This is a genomic window from Nocardioides hankookensis, assembly GCF_042658885.1.
GTDB classification, from domain to species: Bacteria; Actinomycetota; Actinomycetes; order Propionibacteriales; family Nocardioidaceae; genus Nocardioides; species Nocardioides hankookensis.
In genome coordinates this window covers 934,969-955,879 of the sequence record NZ_JBHSRJ010000009.1, presented here as the reverse complement: position 1 = coordinate 955,879, position 20,911 = coordinate 934,969, and the positions used below count along the sequence as shown (strand labels likewise).

The 20,911-nt window shown below is 70.1% G+C and carries 22 protein-coding genes, 2 tRNA genes and 1 pseudogene; 17 read left to right on the top strand and 8 right to left on the bottom strand.

Features of this window, described 5'->3' with window-relative positions:
* Nucleotides 1–31: 31 nt before the first annotated feature.
* Nucleotides 32–104: transfer RNA gene (locus ACFPYL_RS24280), tRNA-Arg, on the bottom strand.
* Nucleotides 105–275: 171 nt separating this feature from the next.
* Between ACFPYL_RS24280 and ACFPYL_RS24275 the strand changes: the two genes are divergently transcribed.
* Together ACFPYL_RS24275 and ACFPYL_RS24270 are read left to right on the top strand one after the other, a co-directional pair.
* Entirely contained in the window at nt 276–1,535 is a 1,260-nt protein-coding gene (locus tag ACFPYL_RS24275; protein ID WP_379160852.1) for an LCP family protein, read from the top strand.
* A 10-nt stretch (nt 1,536–1,545) separates the two neighbouring features.
* On the top strand, nt 1,546–1,722 hold the full coding sequence (locus tag ACFPYL_RS24270; RefSeq protein WP_379160849.1) for a hypothetical protein: 177 nt from the start codon (nt 1,546–1,548) through the stop codon (nt 1,720–1,722).
* On the opposite strand, the gene ACFPYL_RS24265 is transcribed toward ACFPYL_RS24270, so the two are convergent.
* The 4 genes from ACFPYL_RS24265 to ACFPYL_RS24250 form a co-directional block, all read right to left on the bottom strand.
* The gene (locus ACFPYL_RS24265) at nt 1,719–2,075 is read right to left on the bottom strand and encodes an MscL family protein (protein WP_379160846.1); all 357 of its coding nucleotides are present in this window, start codon (nt 2,073–2,075) and stop codon (nt 1,719–1,721) included. The two genes, ACFPYL_RS24270 and ACFPYL_RS24265, sit on opposite strands and share 4 nt — an antisense overlap.
* Before the next feature lie 11 nt (nt 2,076–2,086).
* Nucleotides 2,087–2,716, bottom strand: coding sequence for an SAF domain-containing protein (locus ACFPYL_RS24260; RefSeq protein WP_379160843.1), 630 nt, complete (start codon nt 2,714–2,716; stop codon nt 2,087–2,089).
* A 52-nt stretch (nt 2,717–2,768) separates the two neighbouring features.
* Nucleotides 2,769–3,080 carry an FmdB family zinc ribbon protein gene (locus tag ACFPYL_RS24255; RefSeq protein ID WP_379160840.1) on the bottom strand — a complete coding sequence of 104 codons (312 nt, stop codon included), beginning with the start codon at nt 3,078–3,080 and terminating at the stop codon, nt 2,769–2,771.
* A gap of 61 nt (nt 3,081–3,141) precedes the next feature.
* Nucleotides 3,142–3,729 (bottom strand): 5-formyltetrahydrofolate cyclo-ligase, encoded by a 588-nt coding sequence (locus ACFPYL_RS24250; RefSeq protein ID WP_379160837.1) that lies wholly within the window; start codon nt 3,727–3,729, stop codon nt 3,142–3,144.
* 23 nt (nt 3,730–3,752) lie between these two features.
* Between ACFPYL_RS24250 and ACFPYL_RS24245 the strand changes: the two genes are divergently transcribed.
* The 10 genes from ACFPYL_RS24245 to ACFPYL_RS24200 all read left to right on the top strand — a co-directional run bounded on the left by ACFPYL_RS24245 (nt 3,753) and on the right by ACFPYL_RS24200 (nt 11,093).
* A complete protein-coding gene (locus ACFPYL_RS24245) occupies nt 3,753–5,141 on the top strand; it encodes a UTP--glucose-1-phosphate uridylyltransferase (RefSeq protein ID WP_379160834.1) in 1,389 nt (462 codons plus the stop codon).
* Nucleotides 5,134–6,363, top strand: coding sequence for a molybdotransferase-like divisome protein Glp (glp, locus tag ACFPYL_RS24240; RefSeq protein ID WP_379160831.1), 1,230 nt, complete (start codon nt 5,134–5,136; stop codon nt 6,361–6,363). The genes ACFPYL_RS24245 and glp overlap by 8 nt, the downstream gene beginning before the upstream one ends.
* Complete coding sequence (moaC, locus tag ACFPYL_RS24235) at nt 6,363–6,836, top strand: cyclic pyranopterin monophosphate synthase MoaC (RefSeq protein WP_379160828.1); 474 nt, start codon at nt 6,363–6,365, stop codon at nt 6,834–6,836. The genes glp and moaC overlap by 1 nt, the downstream gene beginning before the upstream one ends.
* Nucleotides 6,833–7,312, top strand: coding sequence for a MogA/MoaB family molybdenum cofactor biosynthesis protein (locus ACFPYL_RS24230; protein ID WP_379160826.1), 480 nt, complete (start codon nt 6,833–6,835; stop codon nt 7,310–7,312). The genes moaC and ACFPYL_RS24230 overlap by 4 nt, the downstream gene beginning before the upstream one ends.
* Nucleotides 7,309–7,911: a GNAT family N-acetyltransferase gene (locus tag ACFPYL_RS24225; RefSeq protein ID WP_379160823.1), complete on the top strand. Its 603-nt coding sequence runs from the start codon at nt 7,309–7,311 to the stop codon at nt 7,909–7,911. Before ACFPYL_RS24230 ends, ACFPYL_RS24225 begins: the two co-directional genes overlap by 4 nt.
* A 61-nt stretch (nt 7,912–7,972) precedes the next feature.
* Nucleotides 7,973–8,824 carry a divisome protein SepX/GlpR gene (gene sepX, locus ACFPYL_RS24220; protein ID WP_379160820.1) on the top strand — a complete coding sequence of 284 codons (852 nt, stop codon included), beginning with the start codon at nt 7,973–7,975 and terminating at the stop codon, nt 8,822–8,824.
* Nucleotides 8,821–9,294 (top strand): SRPBCC family protein, encoded by a 474-nt coding sequence (locus tag ACFPYL_RS24215; protein WP_379160898.1) that lies wholly within the window; start codon nt 8,821–8,823, stop codon nt 9,292–9,294. Before sepX ends, ACFPYL_RS24215 begins: the two co-directional genes overlap by 4 nt.
* Before the next feature lie 59 nt (nt 9,295–9,353).
* Nucleotides 9,354–9,429 (top strand) — tRNA-Ala (locus ACFPYL_RS24210).
* 156 nt (nt 9,430–9,585) lie between these two features.
* Nucleotides 9,586–9,822: a helix-turn-helix transcriptional regulator gene (locus tag ACFPYL_RS24205; RefSeq protein ID WP_379160817.1), complete on the top strand. Its 237-nt coding sequence runs from the start codon at nt 9,586–9,588 to the stop codon at nt 9,820–9,822.
* Between the two features lie 50 nt (nt 9,823–9,872).
* On the top strand, nt 9,873–11,093 hold the full coding sequence (locus ACFPYL_RS24200; protein WP_379160813.1) for a tyrosine-type recombinase/integrase: 1,221 nt from the start codon (nt 9,873–9,875) through the stop codon (nt 11,091–11,093).
* A 92-nt stretch (nt 11,094–11,185) separates the two neighbouring features.
* On the opposite strand, the gene ACFPYL_RS24195 is transcribed toward ACFPYL_RS24200, so the two are convergent.
* Complete coding sequence (locus ACFPYL_RS24195) at nt 11,186–11,365, bottom strand: hypothetical protein (protein ID WP_379160810.1); 180 nt, start codon at nt 11,363–11,365, stop codon at nt 11,186–11,188.
* 142 nt (nt 11,366–11,507) lie between these two features.
* On the bottom strand, nt 11,508–14,105 hold the full coding sequence (mobF, locus tag ACFPYL_RS24190) for a MobF family relaxase (RefSeq protein ID WP_379160807.1): 2,598 nt from the start codon (nt 14,103–14,105) through the stop codon (nt 11,508–11,510).
* Between the two features lie 322 nt (nt 14,106–14,427).
* Here mobF and ACFPYL_RS24185 point away from each other — a divergent pair.
* A pseudogene (locus ACFPYL_RS24185) lies at nt 14,428–14,738 on the top strand (integrase core domain-containing protein); the annotation flags it as partial.
* Between the two features lie 41 nt (nt 14,739–14,779).
* Here ACFPYL_RS24185 and ACFPYL_RS24180 read toward each other — a convergent pair.
* Nucleotides 14,780–15,391, bottom strand: a complete 612-nt coding sequence (locus ACFPYL_RS24180; protein ID WP_379160804.1) for a TetR/AcrR family transcriptional regulator — start codon at nt 15,389–15,391, stop codon at nt 14,780–14,782.
* A gap of 120 nt (nt 15,392–15,511) precedes the next feature.
* Between ACFPYL_RS24180 and ACFPYL_RS24175 the strand changes: the two genes are divergently transcribed.
* The 4 genes from ACFPYL_RS24175 to ACFPYL_RS24160 all read left to right on the top strand — a co-directional run bounded on the left by ACFPYL_RS24175 (nt 15,512) and on the right by ACFPYL_RS24160 (nt 20,740).
* Nucleotides 15,512–16,732, top strand: coding sequence for an FAD-dependent oxidoreductase (locus ACFPYL_RS24175; protein WP_379160801.1), 1,221 nt, complete (start codon nt 15,512–15,514; stop codon nt 16,730–16,732).
* Between the two features lie 101 nt (nt 16,733–16,833).
* Nucleotides 16,834–17,784, top strand: coding sequence for a LysR family transcriptional regulator (locus tag ACFPYL_RS24170; protein WP_379160798.1), 951 nt, complete (start codon nt 16,834–16,836; stop codon nt 17,782–17,784).
* An 89-nt stretch (nt 17,785–17,873) separates the two neighbouring features.
* Nucleotides 17,874–19,097 (top strand): ROK family transcriptional regulator, encoded by a 1,224-nt coding sequence (locus tag ACFPYL_RS24165; RefSeq protein ID WP_379160795.1) that lies wholly within the window; start codon nt 17,874–17,876, stop codon nt 19,095–19,097.
* Between the two features lie 365 nt (nt 19,098–19,462).
* The gene (locus ACFPYL_RS24160; RefSeq protein ID WP_379160793.1) at nt 19,463–20,740 is read left to right on the top strand and encodes an ABC transporter substrate-binding protein; all 1,278 of its coding nucleotides are present in this window, start codon (nt 19,463–19,465) and stop codon (nt 20,738–20,740) included.
* Nucleotides 20,741–20,911: the final 171 nt, after the last annotated feature.

The window sequence follows — 20,911 nt, the reverse complement described above, 5'->3', positions numbered from 1 at the left end:
GCTGCGAGGTGTGCCCCAGGTAGGAGAGGTGTGCCCCAGGTAGGAGTCGAACCTACGACCTTTCGCTTAGGAGGCGGCTGCTCTATCCACTGAGCTACTGGGGCATCGTGGTCGAGCGGAGGCCGCCGACCGGGCGCCAAGGATAGCCGCAGCAAATCCGGTGCTCGTCGCCGGTTTGGTCGAACCGGCTGGTCACAGGGACAATTCAGGATCGCCCCGTACCCTCGGCGAGGCCGCTGAGCGGCTCCCGAGTCTCCGATCCCGAGGTTGAACACATGCCCGACGCTGAACTCGACGGTACCCCGTCCGAGCCCAGCGACGCGACCCCGAAGGCGGAGGTCGCGGGCGGCCCCAAGCGGCGCGCGAAGGTGCGCAAGCGGCACACGGTCGGCAAGGTCGTGCTCGCCACGGTGCTCGTGCTCGGGCTCACCACCGGCCTCGGCGTGGTCTTCCTCTACCGGCACCTCAACGGCAACCTCAACGTCGTCGACGTCACCGACCAGCTCACGGACCGTCCGACCAAGGTCGAGGTGGCCGGTCCGAAGGAGCCGCTCAACGTGCTCGTCATGGGCTCCGACACCCGCGACGGCGAGGGCAACAACATCGACGGTCTGACGGGCGACGGCGAGCGGTCGGACACCACGATCCTGCTCCACGTCTCCGCCGACCGGACCCGCGCCTACGGCATCAGCATCCCGCGCGACCTCCTCGTCGACCGTCCGGACTGCAAGTCCGAGGACGGCGACACCATCACGGGTGCCACGCAGGTGATGTGGAACGAGGCCTTCTCGTACGGCGGCCCGGCCTGCACGATCCAGCAGTTCGAGCACGTCACCGGGATCCGGGTCGACCACTACGTCAAGGTCGACTTCGGGGGCTTCCGGGGCATGGTCGACGCCATCGGCGGCGTGCAGGTGTGCATCCCGGAAGACATCGAGGACCCGGCGCACCACATCAACATCGAGGCCGGCACCCGCAAGCTGAAGGGCTACGAAGCCCTCAACTACGTGCGTGAGCGGTACGTCGTCGGCAACGGCTCGGACGTGGGCCGGATGAAGCGCCAGCAGGCGTTCATCGCGTCGATGGCCCACCAGGTCGTCACGGCCGGCACCCTGGCCCGCCCCGACCGGCTGGTGCGCTTCCTGGACTCGGCCACCAAGTCGCTGACGGTGGACCCCGGCCTGAAGAGCGTCGTCAAGCTCGCCGAGCTCGGCAACGAGTTCAAGGGCATCGGCCTCGACAACATCCAGTTCCTCACGATCCCGATCATCACCGCGCCGAGCGACCCCAACCGGCTCGCCTTCCAGCAGCCCCAGGCGGACCAGGTGTGGGCCAAGGTGCGCAAGGACCAGCCCCTGACGAAGCGGCTGAGCTCCGACGTCATCAGTGCCGGCAACGTGCCCGGCAACCCGTCGAGCAGCCCCTCGACCACCCCGTCGTCCAGCCCCTCCGGCTCCCCGAGCTCGTCGCCGTCGAGCACGCCCGAGGACGAGGCCAGCAAGGCCGCGCTCGCCGACGCCGGCCTCTGCGTGTGAGCCTGCTCCGATGAGCGAGGGTCGACCGGAGACGGACTGGGAGCGGCGCAAGCGGCTCGCGGAGGTCTTCGGCGACGCGATGCCCGAGACGACCAGCGACGAGCGCGAGCCGGAGTCCCCGGAGACCCGGGAGAGCGGCACCGACGCCTGGCTGCGTGCGCAGGTGCCGCCCCACCACGGGAGCTAGCGCGGGTTCTGCTGCTGGGTGGCCAGCAGGTCGCGGATCTCCTGGAGCAGCTTGATGTCCTCCGGCGTACCGGGAGGCGCCGGCGGGAAGTACCGGTCGCGCGCCTTCGTGTAGGGCAGGACCACGCCGAAGTAGACCACCGTCGCCAGGATCAGGAACGAGATCAGGGCGTTCACGAAGAAGCCGCCGTCGCCGAGCTTCGTGCCCTCGAAGAAGTCGTTGGCGGACGGGATCTGCGCGGTCAGCCATGCTGTGAATGCGGTGACGACCGCACCGAACGAGGTCGCGATGATCACCGCGACGGCGAGCTCGATGAGGTTGCCGCGGAGGATGAAGTTCTTGAATCCGGTCATGACACAGGACGCTAGTCGGCGAACGCGATCGTGACGAAGGTCCGCACCGAGGCGTCCGCGATCCGGGCGACGTCGCCGGGTGCCGCCCCGACGACGACCAGTCGGCCGCTCAGGCCCGTGGCTCCGACCTCGGTGGGGGTGTCCGGCAGGGCCAGCACCGGTACGCCGTCGGCGACCGTCTCGGCGGAGCGCCCCTGCGGGTCGGCCGAGACCAGGTCGATCCGGTCGCCCACCCGCAGCAGCCCGGCCATGCCGGCGTCGGGCAGGCGGACCGGTACGGCGACCAGCCCGGGGTAGCCGTCGGTCAGGGCCGGCCCGACCAGGCGGACGTCGGTCAGCGGCTCGCCGGCCCGCATCGGCGCCGCGAGCGTGCGCCCCGCAGGGTCGTGCGCCAGTCCGGTCGGCACCGAGCCCGGCGCGAACCCGACCCGGCGTACGTCGTCCGCCCCGACCACCGCGCCGGCGGGCAGGTCGTGGGCTGCCACCAGGACGGCGACGTCGGGCGGTGGCTCGGCGCTCGCGGCGTGCAGGCCGGCGGCGACCGCGACCGCGGTCAGGAGAGCGGCGAGCAGCCGGCGGCGGGCGAGCACGACGCGCCGCAGCGAGCGACGGGTGGAGGTCAGACGGTCCGGGAGGCGCATCCCGCGACGCTAGGAGAGAAGGCCGGAGGTTCGCTCCGGCTCTCCACAGGGCTCAGTCCGAGGAGCTGCTGGCGGCCGCCGGGGCCGGCTTCGACTCGCTCTTCGACTCGGTCTTGGTCTCCGACTTGGTCTCGGTCTTCGTCTCCGAGGACGACGACGAGGAGGCACCATCGGTCGCCGACGAGCCGGACCGGGAGTCGGTGCGGTAGAAGCCGGAGCCCTTGAAGACGACGCCCACGGCGTTGAAGACCTTGCGCAGGCGGCCCTGGCACTCCGGGCACACGGTGAGGGCGTCGTCGGAGAAGCTCTGGACCTGCTCGAAGGCGTGGCCGCACTCGGTGCAGGCGTACTGGTAGGTGGGCACGGTTCTCCTTCGACGTCACGGTCCGCTCTGGCACTCGGCGCGGACGAGTGCCAATGCTATCTCAGGACCCCAGGCGACGAAGACCTGACGGCGAGGCTGCCCAGCCGACCGGCCGGTCGTGCGGCTCGACGGGGACCGCGACGCCGACCTCGCTGTCGTAGAGCAGCACGCACGTGAACGTCCCGACCGGCACCCGGCCGAGCGCCCGGTCGTAGGAGCCACCCCCGCGCCCCAGCCGCACGCCCGCCGCGTCGACGGCCAGCCCGGGCACCAGTACGGCGTCGGCCGTCGACACCGCCTCCGGTCCGAGCCGCTCGCCGGCGGGCTCGAGCAGCCCGAGGCTCGCGGGCAGCAGCCCGTCGGGGCCGAGGTAGGTCGCCCAGTCGAGGTCGCCGTCCGGCATCAGCGCCGGGAGGATCACCCGCTTCCCCATCGCGGCGAGGGCCTCGAGCAGCGGGCCGGTGCCGGGCTCGCCGCTCATGGAGACGTACGCCGCGACGGTGGCCGCCCGGCGTACCTCCTGCATCTCGAGCAGGTGGCCCGCGATCGCGCCCGCCGCCGTCACGACCTCCGTCAGCGGCCGACCCCGGCGCTCGGCGAGGAGCTGGTCGCGGAGGGCCAGTTTGGCGGGTGATTGCGTGCGCGCCACGGGGGAAGCCTACGATCGTGAACATGGGTAGTGCTGGCCTTCAGAAGGCACGCGACAAGATGGCTGCCGCCGGGGTGGACGGGGTCGCTGTCGACACCTTCGCCCACTACTACCGGCTGCTCGAGCACGGCGAGACCGGGATGATCCCCGAGTCGTCGATCGACCCCGTCGACATGGAGTCGCTCTCCGACGTCCAGGTCGCCGACGACGACGCCGCCGCGGCGGTGCGCGCGACCGCGGTCATCAAGCTCAACGGCGGCCTCGGCACCTCGATGGGCATGGACCGCGCCAAGTCGCTGCTCTGCGTGCGCCGCGGCCTCTCCTTCCTCGACATCATCGCCCGCCAGGTGCTGCACCTGCGCAGCGTGTACGGCGCCCCGCTGCCGCTGATCTTCATGAACAGCTTCCGCACCTCGGCCGACACGATGGCCGCGCTGGCGCGCTACGAGGACCTGCCGGTCGAGGGTCTGCCGCTGGAGTTCCTGCAGAACAAGGAGCCCAAGCTGCTGGCGAAGGACCTGAGCCCCGCCACCTACCCCAAGGACCCCGACCTCGAGTGGTGCCCGCCGGGCCACGGTGACCTCTACACGGCGCTGCGGGGCACCGGTCTGCTGGACCAGCTGATCGAGGCCGGCTTCCGCTACGCCTTCGTCTCCAACTCCGACAACCTGGGCGCCGTCCCGGACCCGAAGGTCGCGGGTTGGTTCGCCTCGAGCGGTGCACCCTTCGCGATCGAGGCGACGCGGCGTACGCCGTCCGACAAGAAGGGCGGGCACTTCGCGCGCCGCAAGTCCGACGGCCGGCTCGTGCTCCGCGAGACAGCCCAGACGCTGCCCGAGGACCAGGCGGCGCTCGCCGACCTCGAGCGGCACCGGTTCTGCTCGACCAACAACCTGTGGTTCGACCTCGTGGCGATGCAGAACGAGCTCGACCGCCGCGACGGCATCCTCGGCCTGCCGCTGATCCGCAACGTGAAGACGCTGGACCCCGCCGACAAGTCCACGCCCGAGGTGATCCAGATCGAGACGGCCATGGGCGCGGCGATCGAGGTCTTCGAGGGCTCCCAGCTGATCGAGGTCGGCCGCGACCGGTTCGTGCCCGTGAAGACCACCAACGACCTGCTGGTGCTGCGCTCCGACGTCTACGACATCGGCAAGGACTTCGTGCTCGACCAGGTCGCCGTGGAGATCCCGTACGTCGACCTCGACGCCCACTACTACAAGCTCGTCGGCGACTTCGACAAGCGCTTCCCCGAGGGGGCACCGTCGATGCGCAAGGCGCAGTCGCTCAAGGTCGCCGGGGACTGGACCTTCGGTCACGGTGTCCAGGTCGTCGGTGACGTCGAGCTCGACGCGACGACCGCCAAGCGCGTCCCCGCCGACTCCGTCCTCTCGACGGGCTCGGATGCCTGACCTGCGATCCGTCGCCGAGCACCGGGCCCGCATCCTCGAGGCGATCGAGCCGCTGACGGACTTCCCGCAGCCGCTGATGGAGGCCCTCGGGCTCGCGGCCGCAGAGGACGTCGTGGCCGCGGTGGACCTGCCGTCCTTCGACAACTCGGGGATGGACGGGTACGCCGTCCGCGCCGAGGACGTCGCGACCGCGACCGACGAGTCGCCGGTGCACCTGCCGGTGGTGGGGGAGATCGGCGCCGGCCAGGGCGGCCTGATGGCACTGGCACCCGGCACCGCCGCCAAGATCATGACCGGGGCTCCGGTCCCGGCCGGCGCGGACAGCGTCGTGCCCTACGAGTGGACCGACCGCGGTGTCGCGCAGGTGCGCATCGGCCGCGCGCCCTCGCCCGGTCAGCACGTCCGGCTCGCGGGGCAGGACGTCTCCGTCGGCGACGTGCTGGTCTCGCACGGCACGGTCCTCGGGCCGCGCCACATCGGGCTGCTCGCGGCGGCCGGCCGGGCCACGGTGCGGTCGCGCCCGCGTCCGCGGGTCGTGGTGATCTCGACCGGCTCGGAGCTCCGCGACCCGGGTTCGCAGCTGGGCCGCGACTCGATCTACGACGGCAACTCGTTCCTGCTGGCCGCTGCCGCCCGACGGGCCGGCGCCATCACCTACCGGGTCGGGATCGTGCCCGACGAGCCCCGCGCCTTCCTCGACGCGCTGCACGACCAGCTGGTGCGCGCCGACGTCGTGGTGACGAGCGGCGGTGTCTCGCAGGGCGACTACGACGTGGTCAAGGAGGCCCTGTCACCGCTCGGCACGGTCTGGTTCGGGCCGGTGGCGATGCAGCCCGGCAAGCCACAGGGCTTCGGCCACATCGGCGAGGACCGGACGCCGATCTTCACGCTGCCGGGCAACCCGGTCTCGTCGTACGTCTCCTTCGAGCAGTTCGTGCTGCCCGCCCTCCGCAAGCTGATGGGCCTGACGCCGTACGTCCGGCCGACGGTGGCGGCCCGGCTCACGCACGCGATCTCGTCGCCCGACGGGCGCGAGCAGCTGGTGCGTGCCGAGTACGGCGTCGGGGCCGGTGGCGCCTACGCGACTCCGGTCGGTGGACACGGTTCCCACCTGATCGGCGATCTGGCATCGTCCAACGCGCTGGTCGTGGTGCCCGCCGACGTCACCGCCGTCGCGGCGGGCGAGCAGGTGCAGGTGCTGAGGCTCGACGAGGAGTTCTGATGGCTGAGCGGTTGACCCACGTCGACGAGACGGGTGCCGCGCGCATGGTCGACGTCTCCGAGAAGGCGGTCACCGCGCGGACGGCGACGGCGTCGGGCCGGGTGCTCGTCTCGGCGGAGGTCGTCGCCCTGCTCCGCGGCGAGGGCGTGCCGAAGGGCGACGCGCTCGCGGTCGCCCGGATCGCCGGGATCATGGGCGCCAAGCAGACCCCGGCGCTGATCCCGCTCTGCCATCCGCTGGCGATCTCCGGCGTCACCGTCGACCTCGCGGTCGCCGACGACGCCGTGGAGATCAGCGCGACCGTGCGCACCAGCGACCGCACCGGTGTCGAGATGGAGGCGCTGACGGCGGTCTCGGTCGCGGCCCTGACGGTCGTCGACATGGTGAAGGCGGTCGACAAGGGCGCCGTGATCAGCGACGTGCGGGTCGAGACCAAGACCGGCGGCAAGTCCGGGGACTGGGCTCGCTCATGAGCTCGCTCCGCGGTGAGGTGGTCGTCGCGTCCAACCGCGCGGCGGCGGGTGTCTACGAGGACGAGACCGGTCCCGTGATCGTCGACTTCCTGACGGAGCTGGGCTTCGTGGTCGACGCACCCCTCGTCGTACCGGACGGCGAACCCGTCGGCGAGGCGATCGCCGCCGCGATCACCGGCGGCGCCCGCGTCGTGCTCACCACCGGCGGCACCGGTCTCACCCCGACCGACCGAACCCCCGAGGTCACCCGGCCGCTGCTCGACTTCGAGGTGCCGGGCATCGCCGACGCCATCCGCACGTACGGCGTCACGCACGGCATCCCCACCGCCGTCCTGTCCCGGGGCCTCGCGGGCGTCGCGGGCAGCTGCCTGGTGGTCAACCTGCCCGGCTCGAAGGGCGGGGTGAAGGACGGCCTCGCGGTCCTCCGGCCGATCCTCGTGCACGCCGTCGAGCAGGTCGTGGGGAGCGATCATTGAGCCGCGGCTGGCCGGCCCGTCTCCAGTCGGGTGACGTGACGGTCCGGCCGCTGGCCGCGTCCGACGCGAAGGCGTGGCGCGACGCGCGCCGTCGCAACGGCGCCTGGCTGACCCCCTGGGACGCGACCGTGCCCCCCGGTGCCGACGGCCGGCCGTCGACGTTCGGCAGCCTGGTGCGCCGGCTGCACCGGCAGGCGCGCGCGGGCACGACGTACCCCTTCGCGATCGAGGTCGACGGCCGCTTCGCGGGCCAGGTGACGGTCAACAACATCGTGCGCGGCTCGGCGCAGTTCGCGTCCGTGGGCTACTGGATCGACCAGCAGTACGCCGGGCGCGGGGTGATGCCGCGCGCCGTGGCGATGGTGATCGACCACTGCTTCACGCAGGCGCGGCTGCACCGCATCGAGGTCGCGATCCGGCCCGAGAACTCCAACTCCCTGCGGGTGGTGGAGAAGCTCGGGCTGCGGGAGGTCGGCTACGCGCCGAGGTTCCTGCACATCGACGGCGCGTGGCGCGACCACCGCCTCTACGCCGTCACCGTGGAGGAGTGTCCACACGGGCTGCTCGCCCGCCTGGAGTCCCAGCAGTCACATGAGTGAATTTGCGACACACCTGTGGACATCCGAAGGTCCATGAGGTAGTCCTCATAACCTCGTCCTCGTGGACCTGAGCGCACTGATCTTCGTCGCCGTCGCCGTGGCGTGGGCGATTTACCTCGTCCCGATGGCGCTCAAGCACCACACCGAGGTCAGTCGGAGCCGGTCGGTGGACCGCTTCTCCGACAAGCTCCGGGTGCTCGCCCGCCGTGAGCCCGTCGACAAGAACACGGCTCGCCTGGTCACCGAGAGCAAGGTCGAGAGCAAGGTCCAGATCAAGACCGAGCTCACCGTCGAGGTGCCGGCCCCGGTCGCGGCACCCGAGCTGACCCCCGCGCAGCTGCGGGCCCGCCGGGCCGCCGCGAAGCGCGCGACCAAGCGCCGCCGCAACGTGCTCGCCGTGCTGCTCGTCGCCAACCTCGTCGTCATCGGCGTCGCCGCGTTCTCCGTGATCGCCTGGCCGTACGTCGCGATCCCCGCGGGCCTGCTCGTCGCGTGGCTGGTGGCCTGCCGCCTGATGGTCAAGGGCGAGCGCAAGGTCCTCGCGCCGACGACCCGGATGCCGGTCGAGACGCCCGCGAAGGAGGAGCAGGTCGAGGCCACCGAGCCCGCCGCCGAGGTCGCTGGCCAGGTCGCGGCGGAGGTCTCCGACGAGATCGACCCGATGCAGGACACCTCCGCCGGCATCGCCGCGATCGTCGACCCGGCGATGTGGGACCCGGTGCCGGTCACCCTCCCGACGTACGTCACCAAGCCGGCGGCCACGCGCCGTACGGTCCGCACCATCGACCTCGACTCCACCGGCGTGTGGACCTCCGGTCGCACCGACGCCGACGCCCAGCTGGCGCGGGAGGCGGACAAGGCGGCGCGCAAGACGCGTCGCGACGGTGACGACCAGCAGGCGGTCGGCTCCTGACGGACGCGCTGCGGCTCTCCCGGTCCCGGACGTTCCCGGTCGGGGTGGCCCGTGCGTTCGACGCGGTGCTGCCGCTGCCGCTGCCCCAGCTCTTCGACCGGCGCTACGCCGCGCTGCCCGCGATCCGCGAGGTGCGCGACCAGGACGGCGAGTGGGGCACCGTCGGCCAGACCCGCACCATCGTGCTCGCCGACCGCAGCACGATGCGCGAGACCCTGGTCTCCGTCGAGCGGCCGGCGTCGTTCGGCTACCGGATCGACCAGGTGCACGGCCCGCTGCGGCCGCTGGCGGCGTCGATCGACGGACTCTGGGCCTTCGAGAAGGCCGGCACGGGCGTCCGGATCACGTGGTCCTGGACGGTCCACCCGTCGTCCACCGCGACCTCGTTGCTGATGCCCGCCCTGGGCCGGATGTGGCAGGGCTACGCCCGTCAGGCACTCGAGCGGCTCGAGGAACTGCTGGTCACCTGACGCACCGGCGGGCCGATTCGGTGACGCCAGAATGTGGGTGCTAACGTTTCCGACGCACTGGGGCTGTGGCGCAGTTGGTAGCGCGTCTCGTTCGCAATGAGAAGGTCAGGGGTTCGAATCCCCTCAGCTCCACCAAACATGCAGGTCAGGCGGTAACTCCAGGCTCCTCCCAGAGGAGACTGAGTGAAAAGTCGGCACAAACTCGGCACTTCAGCCAGCCCCGACCCGGCGTCTCGGCGCCGCCGGGGGTGGTCTCGGAGGCTCTTGGTGCGCGTTGCGCACCTGAGAGTCATGGAGACCACCAATGTGCACCCCGCCACCCTCAACGCCGTGGTGTCGATCTCGGAGCTGGCCGCTGATCTCGGCGTGAGCGTCCAGACGCTCTACGACCTGCGGAGCCAGGGCCGCGGACCGCGCGGGTTCCGGGTGGGCCGCGAGCTGCGGTTCCGGGTCACCGAGGTCGAGGCCTGGCTTGCCGGCCTCGAGGAGGCCGACGAGCGGCGACACCCGCGCCGGGGCGCGCCATGAGTGGCGGCCGGCCGCGGACCTCGATCGGCACCTACGGCGAGATCTACGTCATGACCCGCCACGGCCGGTGTGTGGCCGAGACCCGCATCCGCGATGCGGACGGGCGGCTTCGCAAGGTCACTGCCACGGCTGGCTCTCAGCGGGCCGCCACGACCCGGCTGAAGGAGCGGCTGCTGGACCGTCCTGACCGCGGCGTGAACGGCACGCTGAGCCCGTCCACGCCGTTTCCTGCGCTCGCGCAGCTGTGGCTGGCTGACCTGGACCGGCGGGACCTGACCGAGACCACCAAGAACGGCTACCGCGACCACCTGCGCCTGCACGTCGGCCCGGCGCTTGAGCACTTCACCCTCGGTGAGATCACCACCGGCCGGGTCGAGTGGTTCCTGAAGTCCCAGGCCGCCGTGTCCACCTCCATGGCCCGGCGATCGCGGACGCTGCTGAACCTGCTCTTCGGGTTCGCGCTGCGCCACGATGCCGTGGGCCGCAATCCGGTCGAGGGCACCTCCCCGCTCCCGGCGCCCAAGCGCTCACCCCAGGCGCTCACCCTGGAACAGGTCGCCGCTATCCGCGCCGCAGCCGCGTCCTGGCGCACGGAGCCGGGCCTGCCCGGCCCGAAGAGCGACGGCAACGTCCGCGACATCATCGAGGTCCTGCTCGGCACCGCAATGCGCCCCGGCGAGGCGCTCGCGCTGCGTCCCTGCGACATCACCGATGACGAGCGCGGGATGGTCTTACACGTGACCGGCACGGTCGTCTATACGCGTGCCTCCGGCACCTACCGCCAGTCCCATCCCAAGACCCACGCCTCCGCGCGCCGCATCCCGGTCCCGGACTTCGCGGCCCAGGTGCTGCGCCGACGGCTGGCCGCCCTGCGCCCTGAGGACTCGGAGCGGACGATCTTCGCCAACCGGACCGGCGGACCGCTGAGCCCCTACAACGTGCGCCGCACCTTTCGCGACTTCCTCCAGCTCGCCGGCCTGGAGGAGACCGGCATCAGCCTGCGCTGGTACCGCCGCACCGGCGCGACCGTGGTCGCCCGGGGCATGGGCAGCGACGCCGCAGCCACCTTCCTCGGCCACACCTCGAGCGCGATCACCGAGGGCCACTACATCGAGAAAGACCTCAGCGTCGACCTCACCCCTGCCGCGCACCTTCAGCGGACGCTGCGCCCAGTTGGACCCGACGGAACCCTGCTCGACCGCCCCGCTGCACGCGGGGAAGAAACCCTTCTCCGCGCTGTCGACCAGGAGGCAGACGATGCCGTCGGTTAGCGATCCCTACGGCTGTGCACCCGGTGCACAGCCGATCCCTCCGCCGCGATCACCGGCTCCGGACCGGGTCCGGAACCGTAGCCACCCGATCGTCAGCTCCGGTCCCGCACCCGGTGCGGAGCCGTAGCCTCCGGCAGTGCGTCCGACGCACCGCCGTACGGTCCCGCGTCCGACGCGGAACCGGAGACTCGGTAGTGGACCGGGTCCACGACCGCGACCTCGGGCTGCAGCCCGACGACGCTCCCGTGAGCGGGATCTGTGGGCTCGCGCATGGGTGGAGGCTAGAGAAGGGTTGTTACCGGATCCCGGGAACAACGAGGGGGAACGTTGGGGGAACGCTGTGGATAACTTCGCGTTTGCGCAGGTCAGACTGCGTACCCCCGAAAGTTCGAACGTTTTCGCTCCAGAGTCTTGTCAGAGCCCGATTTCGGGGCCGGTCGGTGCTGGCGGGAGGTGCTCGGTCACCGGGGGAACGTTGGGAACAGTGCTGCGGCGGGGACCGGCGACCGTCCCGTAGCGGTCGATGGCGTCGACCGCTTGTCGTCGGGCGTGTGCGGGTCCGAGGTCGGCGCGGTCGCGGGCGAAGACGTCGATCCATTGGCGGCGGGCGTCGTCGAGGTCGTCGGCGACCAGGTGTGCGGTGTTGTGGCGGCGGCCGCGGGTCATGGCGACGTAGGCGGAGGCGGCTCCGGTGTGCTCACCGATCACGACGTGGGCTGTGTCGACGGTCTCGCCTTGCGCGCCGTGGACGGTGGTGGCGTAGGCGAGCTCGACGTGCCGGGCCGCGTATTGGGCCGGCACGTTCCGGTCGCGGCCATGACCGTGGAGAATCAGGCTGCCGTCGTTGCCGATGCCGGTGACGGTCCAGGTCTGTCGGTTGGCGACCTGGAGGTCGGGGTCGTTGCGACGGGTCGCGATCCGGTCCCCGAGACCGATCCGCTCGCCGGACGCCGTGGTGACGGTGGCCGCGGTCTCGTCGTTGGGCGAGCGGCGGTCACGGATGCTGGCGTTGAGATCGGCGACCTGCTCACGGGTGCCGGCGATGACCAAGTCCCCCCGGGCGCCGGCCTTGGCGAGCGCGGCGAGGCGCTCGACTTCCGTCTGATGGAGCACGATCTGCCCGCGCCGGACGAGCGTGTCGAACACGGCGGCCGGGTCGTTTCCGGCCCGCATGCGCAGGGACAGGGCGGCGTAGGCGGGGTCGGTGAACCGGTGCACGGTCTCGATGGTGACCACGCCCGTAGGGTGCGCGAACGCGATGGCATGGTCGAGGACCCCGCCGCGCCCGACGGCGGGGAGCTGGTGCCGGTCCCCGACCAGCGCGACCCGGGCGCCAGCCTCGTCCGCGAGCGTCAGGAGCGCGAGGGCGACGTCCTGGTCGAGCATCCCCGCCTCGTCGACCAACAGCAGATCCCCGGGCCGCAGCCGTGCGGCCCGGCTGGGCGTGGGGTCGGGGTCGCGGCGCCAACGGCCGTCGTCGTCCCAGCGCCACCCGTGCTGGTGAATCAACCAGGACGCGGAGCGTCCCTCGGCGCCGGTCTCGGCGGCGGCGACCTCGGCCGCCTTCAAGGTGGGTGTGACGACGACGAGACGGCGTCCTCGTCGTGCGAGCCGCTGCTGTGCGGCCCGCAGTGCGGTCGTCTTCCCGGCACCAGCGGCCCCTTCGACCACGACCAGACTCCCGTCACCGGCCAGCGTGCCGACCATGGCTGCTTGGGTCGGCTCGACCCGTCCGTTGAACCAGGCCTGGCGCGCAGGTCTGGTTCCGCGTCGGGCCAGTCGGGTGATCAGGTCGGCCTCGACATCCAGTACGCGCGCCGCGGTGAGGGACCGCACGTGCTCCGGCACCTCGGTCCGCTCGAGCAACCGGGTACAGCGCTCCGTGGCCCGTGCGGCGATGTCCTCGGCGAGCTCGCGTCTCGCGGCTCGCTCCGCGACCAGCCCGGTCTGGGCGAGCAGGACCTCGGTCCTGCCGCGGATGTCGGCGGTGTTCCACGCTGAGCGCTTCGACCCGAGGCGCGAGACGACCAGGTCGGCGGCGCCGTCGCGGTCGACCCATCCCGGCTGAGTTCCCTCGAGCGGCACGGAGGAGGCAGGGTCCTGGTAGCCGAGGTCGCGCAATTGGCTGTTCCAGCGAGCGATCAGCTCGGATCCGTCCTGTGGGACGACCTTGTCTGGGCGGGCCTGCGCCCACGCGCGCCGGTCCCATCCGTCCCGTAATCGCGGCCCCGGCTCCTCGTCGGGATGCTCGGCACGCCACTCGACTTCGTAGCGATCGACGTTGCGGCGGATCTGAGCCGCCCGGGCGCTGAAGGCGCCTACATATGGCTTGAGCTGCCGGATCTCGCCGGTCTCGGGGTCGATCGTGTACCCGTGCGCAGCCAGGACGCGTCGGAACTGCGGGTCGGTGGCGACCGCGGCGTGTCCGATCCCGTTGATCGCCTCTATCGAGTCGCGGATCCCCACCGAGTGGATCCCACGCCACCTCCCGGCGGCCCAGACCCGGGCGTTGACCTGCAGGTGGAGGTGACGGTGCGGGTCACCGGCACGCGAGGTGTAGTGCCGGATCACCGCCGCCTCGACCTGCTCGACCGGGACCTGCACCTGCCGGCCCCGCGGACCCACCCGCGTCGTCGCATGCGCGGCGACCCAGCCCACGATCTCCACCGCCGCACGATCCTGGGCCGCGTCCAGCGCATCGGAGATCTCCGGGTGCAGCGCGGCCGCGAGCGACCAGGTCTTGGGACCGTTCACGACGACCTCGACGAACCGCAGCCCGTCCGCGTTCGTGCGGAGCCGACCCTTCCTCGAGCCGGTGTCGACGTCGATCCCGCCGACCCACTGCTCGTAGGTGTCGCCGTCCATCGAACCCACCACGTCGACGTCGCCGGGTGTGGCGACCAAGCGGGTCGCGACGCCGGCGCCCTCGGCGAGGTAGTAGTCATCGGCGCGCGAGCGGTCTCGCTCCACGTACGCCCGCGCCGCCTTCGCAGCGCCGCGGTAGAACTTCACCCCGCCATGCACCCGACCACCCCCGAGACCCTGTGATCTCAAGGTGCGCATCGCCGACCTACGGGACTCCGTAGCATGTGTGCCGCCTGAAATGAAGCGGCTGCGGCGACAGTTCGAGTGCGGAGAGGACGCGATTCTGGCAGCCGAGAACGGTCGGTACTAACCAACGATCAGAGGGCAATGCGGGAAAGGAGAAGATGGGCCTGGGGTGGGTCCCGGCAGAGCTACGTGCGAACCCTCCAGCGTGTGATCGGCCACCTCTCGCCGACGTCGGCACCGAAGCGAATCGCTAACCGTGAGTCCACAAACGGTTGAATCCGGTCAGTACACGAGCATCCGGTTCACCGAACACCTAGAGATCGAAGGGATCCGCCCCTCGATCGGCTCAGTCGGCGACGCCTTCGACAACGCCCTAGTGGAGTCCATCAACGGCCTGTACAAGACCGAGTGCATCCGCACCACGGTCTTCCACCCCGGGCCGTACAAGACGCTCGCCGACGTCGAGTACGCGACAGCCGGCTGGGTCGACTGGTACAACAACCGCAGGCTCCACGGCTCTCTCGGGATGATCACCCGGAGCGAGCACGAGACGGCCTACTACGAGGCCCCAACCGAGAGCCGCAACCCGCATAGCAGCGGCAGAGAACCTGGGGCGCTTCAGTCCCTGATTGCCGTCATGTGGTCCATGCGGCTACGGCGATTTCCTGCAGGGCCTCGACAAACTGGGCGTCGTCAACCGGGGTTGGAGTGGCGAAGTCGGCGCCGAATCCAGTCCGAAGGACGAGCGCCCCAAATACCATCTGGAAGACCGCGGCGCGACGTGCGTGCATGCCTGGCGTCGTCACCGGATCCGTGAGGCGATCGAACGTCGCAGCCAGGGCGTTGCTCGCGTCGACACCTCGATTCCGAACCGCTTCGTTCGTCGCGGAGATGATGATGACTGCACGCAGAAAATCGCGGTGCGTGAAGAAGATCGAGACGATGGTCCCGACGGCCTGCCCGACCAAAGTCATCTCATCGGGGTCTCCCCAGGGCTGGCTCGCGAGCTCGGTCTCGGTTGCGCGGATTCCGGCGATCCCGTGCTCGTAGACGGCGAGAAAGAGGGCGTCCTTGTTAGGCGTCCTCCGGTAGATCGTCGGCGGGGTCACCCCCGCCCGTTCGCAGACCGCCGCGATGGTGAATCCTTCGCTGCCCTTCTCGGTCAGGACGGCAACCCCGGCATCAAGGACTCGGCTCCATGCCTCGCGGCTCCGTCGCTGCTGGGCGGGGCGCACTGACAGATCCATGCGTGAAGTCTCTCCGATCGGCGGCTCGGTCTCGGTCCGCGCAACGCACTGCGCTTGACAGGCAGTGACGGCAGTCACACACTACCGTAACGTTAGCAATCGTTACTGTTAGGGAGAGCAATGAACGACAGTCGCCCCGATGGGTTGCGGAAGAAGGGAAGGGTCGCGGTCATCGGCTCTGGCCCCGCGGGTATGGCGACCGCGCTGTCGGTCGCCCAAAGTGGTCACGAAGTTCAAATCTTCGAGCGCTACCGCGAGGCGCGCCCTGCCGGGAACATCCTCAACCTGTGGCCGCCGCCGCTGAAGGCCCTGCGCGCGATGGGTGTCGACACCGACGACCTGGGTGCCCCCTGCCACGTTCAATTCCGCAACCTCAAGGGGAAGGTGCGCGTCGACGTGAAGCTCGCTCCAGAGGTCCAGGAGGAGTACCACGGCAGTTTCATCGGACTTCTCAGGCCTGACCTCTACGAGCGCATGCTCGCAGCTGTTCCGCCCGGAGTTCTCCAGTTCAACCGGAACGTCACCGGCTTCTCCCAAGACGAGCGTTCCGTGAAGCTCTCCTTCGATGACGGCGGCACGGAGGACTTCGACGTCCTCATCGGCGCCGACGGCATCGACTCCCTCGTGCGCCGCACGCTGTGGGGCGATGAGCCCAAGCGTGAGCACCGGCTGCACATCTTCGGCGGCTACACCTTCGCCTCACCTCCGGGTGCCGAGGCCGGCCAGGCGGTGCTCACCCACTCCCGCACCGTTCAGGGCAGCTGGACCGCGATCCGATCCAAGGGGCGTGACGGGTTCCAGTGGTGGGTCCTCGAGGCCACCGACCCCGACGCGCCGGCACCGGCCGACGCCCACGCGGCGGCGACCCAACTCGCCCAGGGCTTCCCAGTCCCTTTGGGCGACCTGATCGCTGGGACCGACCCGGCCAATGTGCAGCGCTGGATCCTGCGCGACCGGCCAGCACTTCCGCAGTGGTCGAAGGGACGCGCCACCCTCGTGGGCGACGCCGCCCACCCGACCTCCCCCTACGCCGCGTACGGCGCCGGGATGGCGATCGAGGACGGCTTCTTCGTCGGCCGAGCCCTCCGCGGCATCGACCTGACGGATGCAGCGGCGGTGGGCAACGCCTTGCAGACGTACGAAGACCCGCGCAAGCCGCACACCGCCCAGCAGGTCAAGCTCGCCTGGATGAACGGAAAGATCTTCCACCACACCCCTGCCCCGCTGCGTCCGGTTCGTGACTTCGTCATGGACCGCACGCCGTTCCTGCAGAAAGTCGTGGGCGACGCGAGCCCCGGCGAGATCATGAAGCAGCTCGCACTTATCGACGAGCAACTCTGACGCCGAGCAAACTTGCCAACCCTGTGTGGGTGCGGCGCTGTGAACGACTATCGATGTCGTTCGCGCCGCCGCCCTGCTCGCGAGAGCCCTAGGGTGACACCGTGGAGCACGACAGCCTCAGGAACCTGGACCTGAACCTGCTCCGGACGCTCGACGCACTCCTACAGGAGCGACACGTCACCCGAGCCGCCGAGCGCCTCGGGCTCAGCCAACCGGCTGTCAGTGCCGCGCTCAGCCGGCTACGCCGCCACTTCGGTGACGAGCTCCTGGTCCGCTCGGGCAACCGCCTCGAACTGACGGCGCTCGCTGAACAACTCCTCGGGAACGCCGAGGCCGCGCTTGCCGGGGTACGCCGCGTCTTCGACGCCACGCCGCTGTTCGACCCCGAGACCTCCCGACGCGAGTTCACCCTCGTCACCTCCGACTACGCCACCGCCATCCTCGGCGAACCCCTGACCGCGATGGTCGACGAACAGGCGCCAGGCGTCCGGCTTCGGTTCCAGGCCCAGACCGTCGGCTCGGTCGACCACCCCATGGAGACCCTGCGCGCCGTCGACGGCATGGTCCTTCCGCACGGATTCCTAGCCGACATCCCCGTACTCGACCTCTACGAGGACCAGTGGGTCTGCATCGTGTCGGCCGACAACGACACAGTCGGTGACGAACTGACACGCGAGGACCTCGAACGACTTCCCTGGGTCGACGTCTTCCACCGCCCCACTGCGTTCACACCAGCGCTGCGCCAGCTCCAGGTACTCGGTGTCGAACCGCGCGTCGACGTCGTGGTCGAACAGTTCCTCGCTCTGCCGTTCATGGTCGGAGGCACGAGCCGGATCGCCGTCATCCAGGCGCAGCTCGCCCGGCGGATGGCTGGCCCCGCCAACGTACGAGTCCTGCCTTGCCCCTGGGACGTCGTGCCCCTCAAGGAAGCCTTCTGGTACCACCCCAGCCACCGGGCAGATCCAGCCCACGCGTGGCTCCGACAGATCCTCAGTCTCGCTGCCGAAACCATCGAACGCCCCGCCCCTGGACCTCGAGAAGCACCCAAGTGAACGGCAACACTTCTGCCGCCGAACGGTGAAAGTGGGCTAACCTAGCCCTCCCACACACCCTCCTCAGGGTCCACGAACGGAAGCCACGCGTGTCCCAAGAGCGCCTCGCAAGCCTGGTCGCGGTTCTGAACGCGATCCGCCACTCGGACGGTGTCACCCAGCCCGAGCTGGTCAACGAGGTGCGCCTGGGGCGCAGCGTCGTGGCCCAGCGAGTCTCCGAACTCGAAGAACTCGGACTCGTCTCCACCGGCGGCCTGGCACCGTCAACAGGCGGCCGCGCCCCGCGACGGCTCCAACTGCGCGCCGACGCCGGCATTGTCGTCAGCGTCGACATCGCAGCCCGCGAACTCCTCGTCGCCACCGCAGACCTGTCGGGAGCGATCATCGACGTCTCCGGCGAGCCCATCGACGTCGTCGACGCCCCCGAGACCGTGCTAGCCGCCGCAGAGCGGCACATCGACAAGCTGCTGGACGGCAACGACAGCCCCCTGCTCGGCATCGGGGTCGCGATCCCCGGCCCCGTCGAGTTCAAGACCGGGCTACCGGTCATGCCGCCGATCATGCCGGCCTGGAACCGCTGGCCCCTGCGAGACCAACTGAGCCAGCGGTACGGCGTGCCCACGTGGGTCGACAACGACGTCAACGTCTTGACCCTCGGCGAGCTCCGCGCAAACCCGGACGCCAAGAGCGCCGGCAACGTCGTCTTCATGTTCGTCGACGTCGGCATCGGCGCCGGAATCGCAGTCGCGGGCCAGATCTACCGCGGTGCAAACGGCTCCGCGGGCGACATCGGACATGTCGCCATTCCCGAAGGCGGTAACGCGATCTGTCGGTGCGGGAACATCGGCTGCCTCGAGGCCGTGGCCGGTGCAGCAGCCCTCGAGCGGGAGGGGCAGGTTCTCGCGCAGACCCGTCAGAGCGCCGCGCTCGCCAAGATCCTCGACGAGACCGGAGCGGTCCGCGCCCTCGACATCACAATCGCGGCCGAAGCCGGCGACCCGACCGCGCGCGCGATGCTGCAGCGCTCAGCAACGCTGGTGGGCGGAACCCTCGCCACCCTGGTCAGCTTCTTCAACCCCAACCTCGTGATCATCGGCGGCGGTATCGCCCGCGCCCGAGACTTCGTCGTGAACGGCATCCGCGAGGGGGTCTTCCGTCGCTCCCTGCCGCTCTCGACCCAGGACCTGCGCATCGAGATGTCCGCCCTCGGTGAGCGTGGCGGCATCATCGGCGCCGCCCACCTCGTCCTCGATGAGATATTCACCGTCGACCACGTCGAGCGCCTCGTCGAAGCCGCCGGGGGCCGACAGTAGCCGACGGCATCGCGCCCGAAGCGGCACTCGCCTCCCGAGGCGGCCAGGCCGGAGCCTCAGCCGCTCCGCCGCCCGTGTGTCGCACCGCGGCTCGGGGTACCCGCGTAGCGCTCTCGCGCCGACATTCATCCGGCGAATGACGGCTATCAGCCAAGAGGCGGTCGTCGTACGTTGACTTCTTCCGTCGAGAGGAAGAAGTATGTGGTTGCTGTCACGTGACGGCGGTCACCAGCCTTGGCGGCCACCTACTCGGGGCAGGGAGTCCGGCAAAGGCCGGCCGACTTGCGATCACCCATCCGGGACGAACCAGCTTCACCGCCGGGACGCAGCGGATGGAACACCACACTCACGACAACGAGGTTCACATGAAGCGACACAAGGTTCGCTCGGCGATGGGTGCGGCCGCCGTTCTGGCGGTACTGCTCACCGGCTGCTCCGAGGAGGCCCCGAACTCCAGCAACGACGACTCGTCGACGGACTCGACCTCCGAGATCGACCAGTCGATCGGCTCCGAGTTCACCGGTGGTACCGAGGGCAAGGCGGACGACTCCGCTGAGCCGATCAAGGTCGGCTTGATCAACCAGGAGGGTGGCCAGATCTCCAACCCGGAGGCTGCCGTCGCCGTCCAGGCCGCGTTCGACTACATCAACGCCGAGCAGGGAGGCATCGGCGGACGCCCCCTCGAGGTCGAGGTCTGCAAGGTCACCGCGACCGAGGAGTCGGCACAGCAGTGCGCGCAGAAGTTCCTCAACGACGACAGCATCCCGGTCGTCATGCAAGGCGGACTCAACGTCGGCACCGACGCCGTCCACAACACCCTGGACGGCGCGAAGCCTGACGTCGTCTCCATGGCGAACCCGGGCTCGGACACGACTGCCGAGAACACCTTCGCGGTGAACCCGAGCGTGCTCGCCTCGCTGCCCGGTGTCGGCGGCTATGCGCTCTCGCAGGGCTTCAAGGACCTGGCCACCGTCGTCGCCAGCGACCCCGGCAGCCTCGCCATCGGCCAAACCGCCGAGGGCATCTACAAGTCCATGGGCCTCTCGTCGACCATCACGACCTACCCGCCGGGCAGCACCGACCTGACCAGCACCTACACCTCGGCCCTGTCGAAGAAGCCGGACGCGCTCGCCCCGGCCGTAGTCACCGCGGGCGACTGCCTCGCATCCGCCAAGGCGCTGGACTCGATCGGCTCGGACACACCCGTCCTCGGGTCGGCGCTGTGCGCCACCGAGAGCCTCCGCGACGCCTTCGGGGACTTCCCGAAGTGGTCCTACGAGTCCAGCAACCTGCTGCTCTTCGCGCCCGATGAGACCGGCCAGGTCGACTTCTACAAGGCCGTCATGTCCAAGTACGCCGGTGAGGACGCCGAGATCGGCATCGACGCCCCGCAGGCCTTCGGCGCAGCGTTCCTGCTCGCGAACGTCCTGAACACCGTTGGGCCGGACGACATCAGCTCTGACTCGATCTCCAAGGGTCTCGCCGCCTACACCGGCGGCGTCATCCTCGGCACGCCGAAGGTCGCCTTCGGCTCGGCAGCGAGCATGGGCATGCCGACGCTGTCGGGCATGGCGGACCGGTTCTACACCTATGAGGGTGACGGCAACTGGACCGCGAGCGACTGGCAGAACCTGCCCCAGTGATCTGTTGGCGCCGGCCCAACGTGGTGCTGGGTCGGCGCCAACACGCTCAAGTCACTGAGCCGCAGCAGCGGCACACACCTGGGAACCACGCACCCATCTGAATCGCCACAAACTCGACCTCGACGGGCTCTGGCCGCAGACGTCCAGCACGGCCATCGTCGAGACACACGC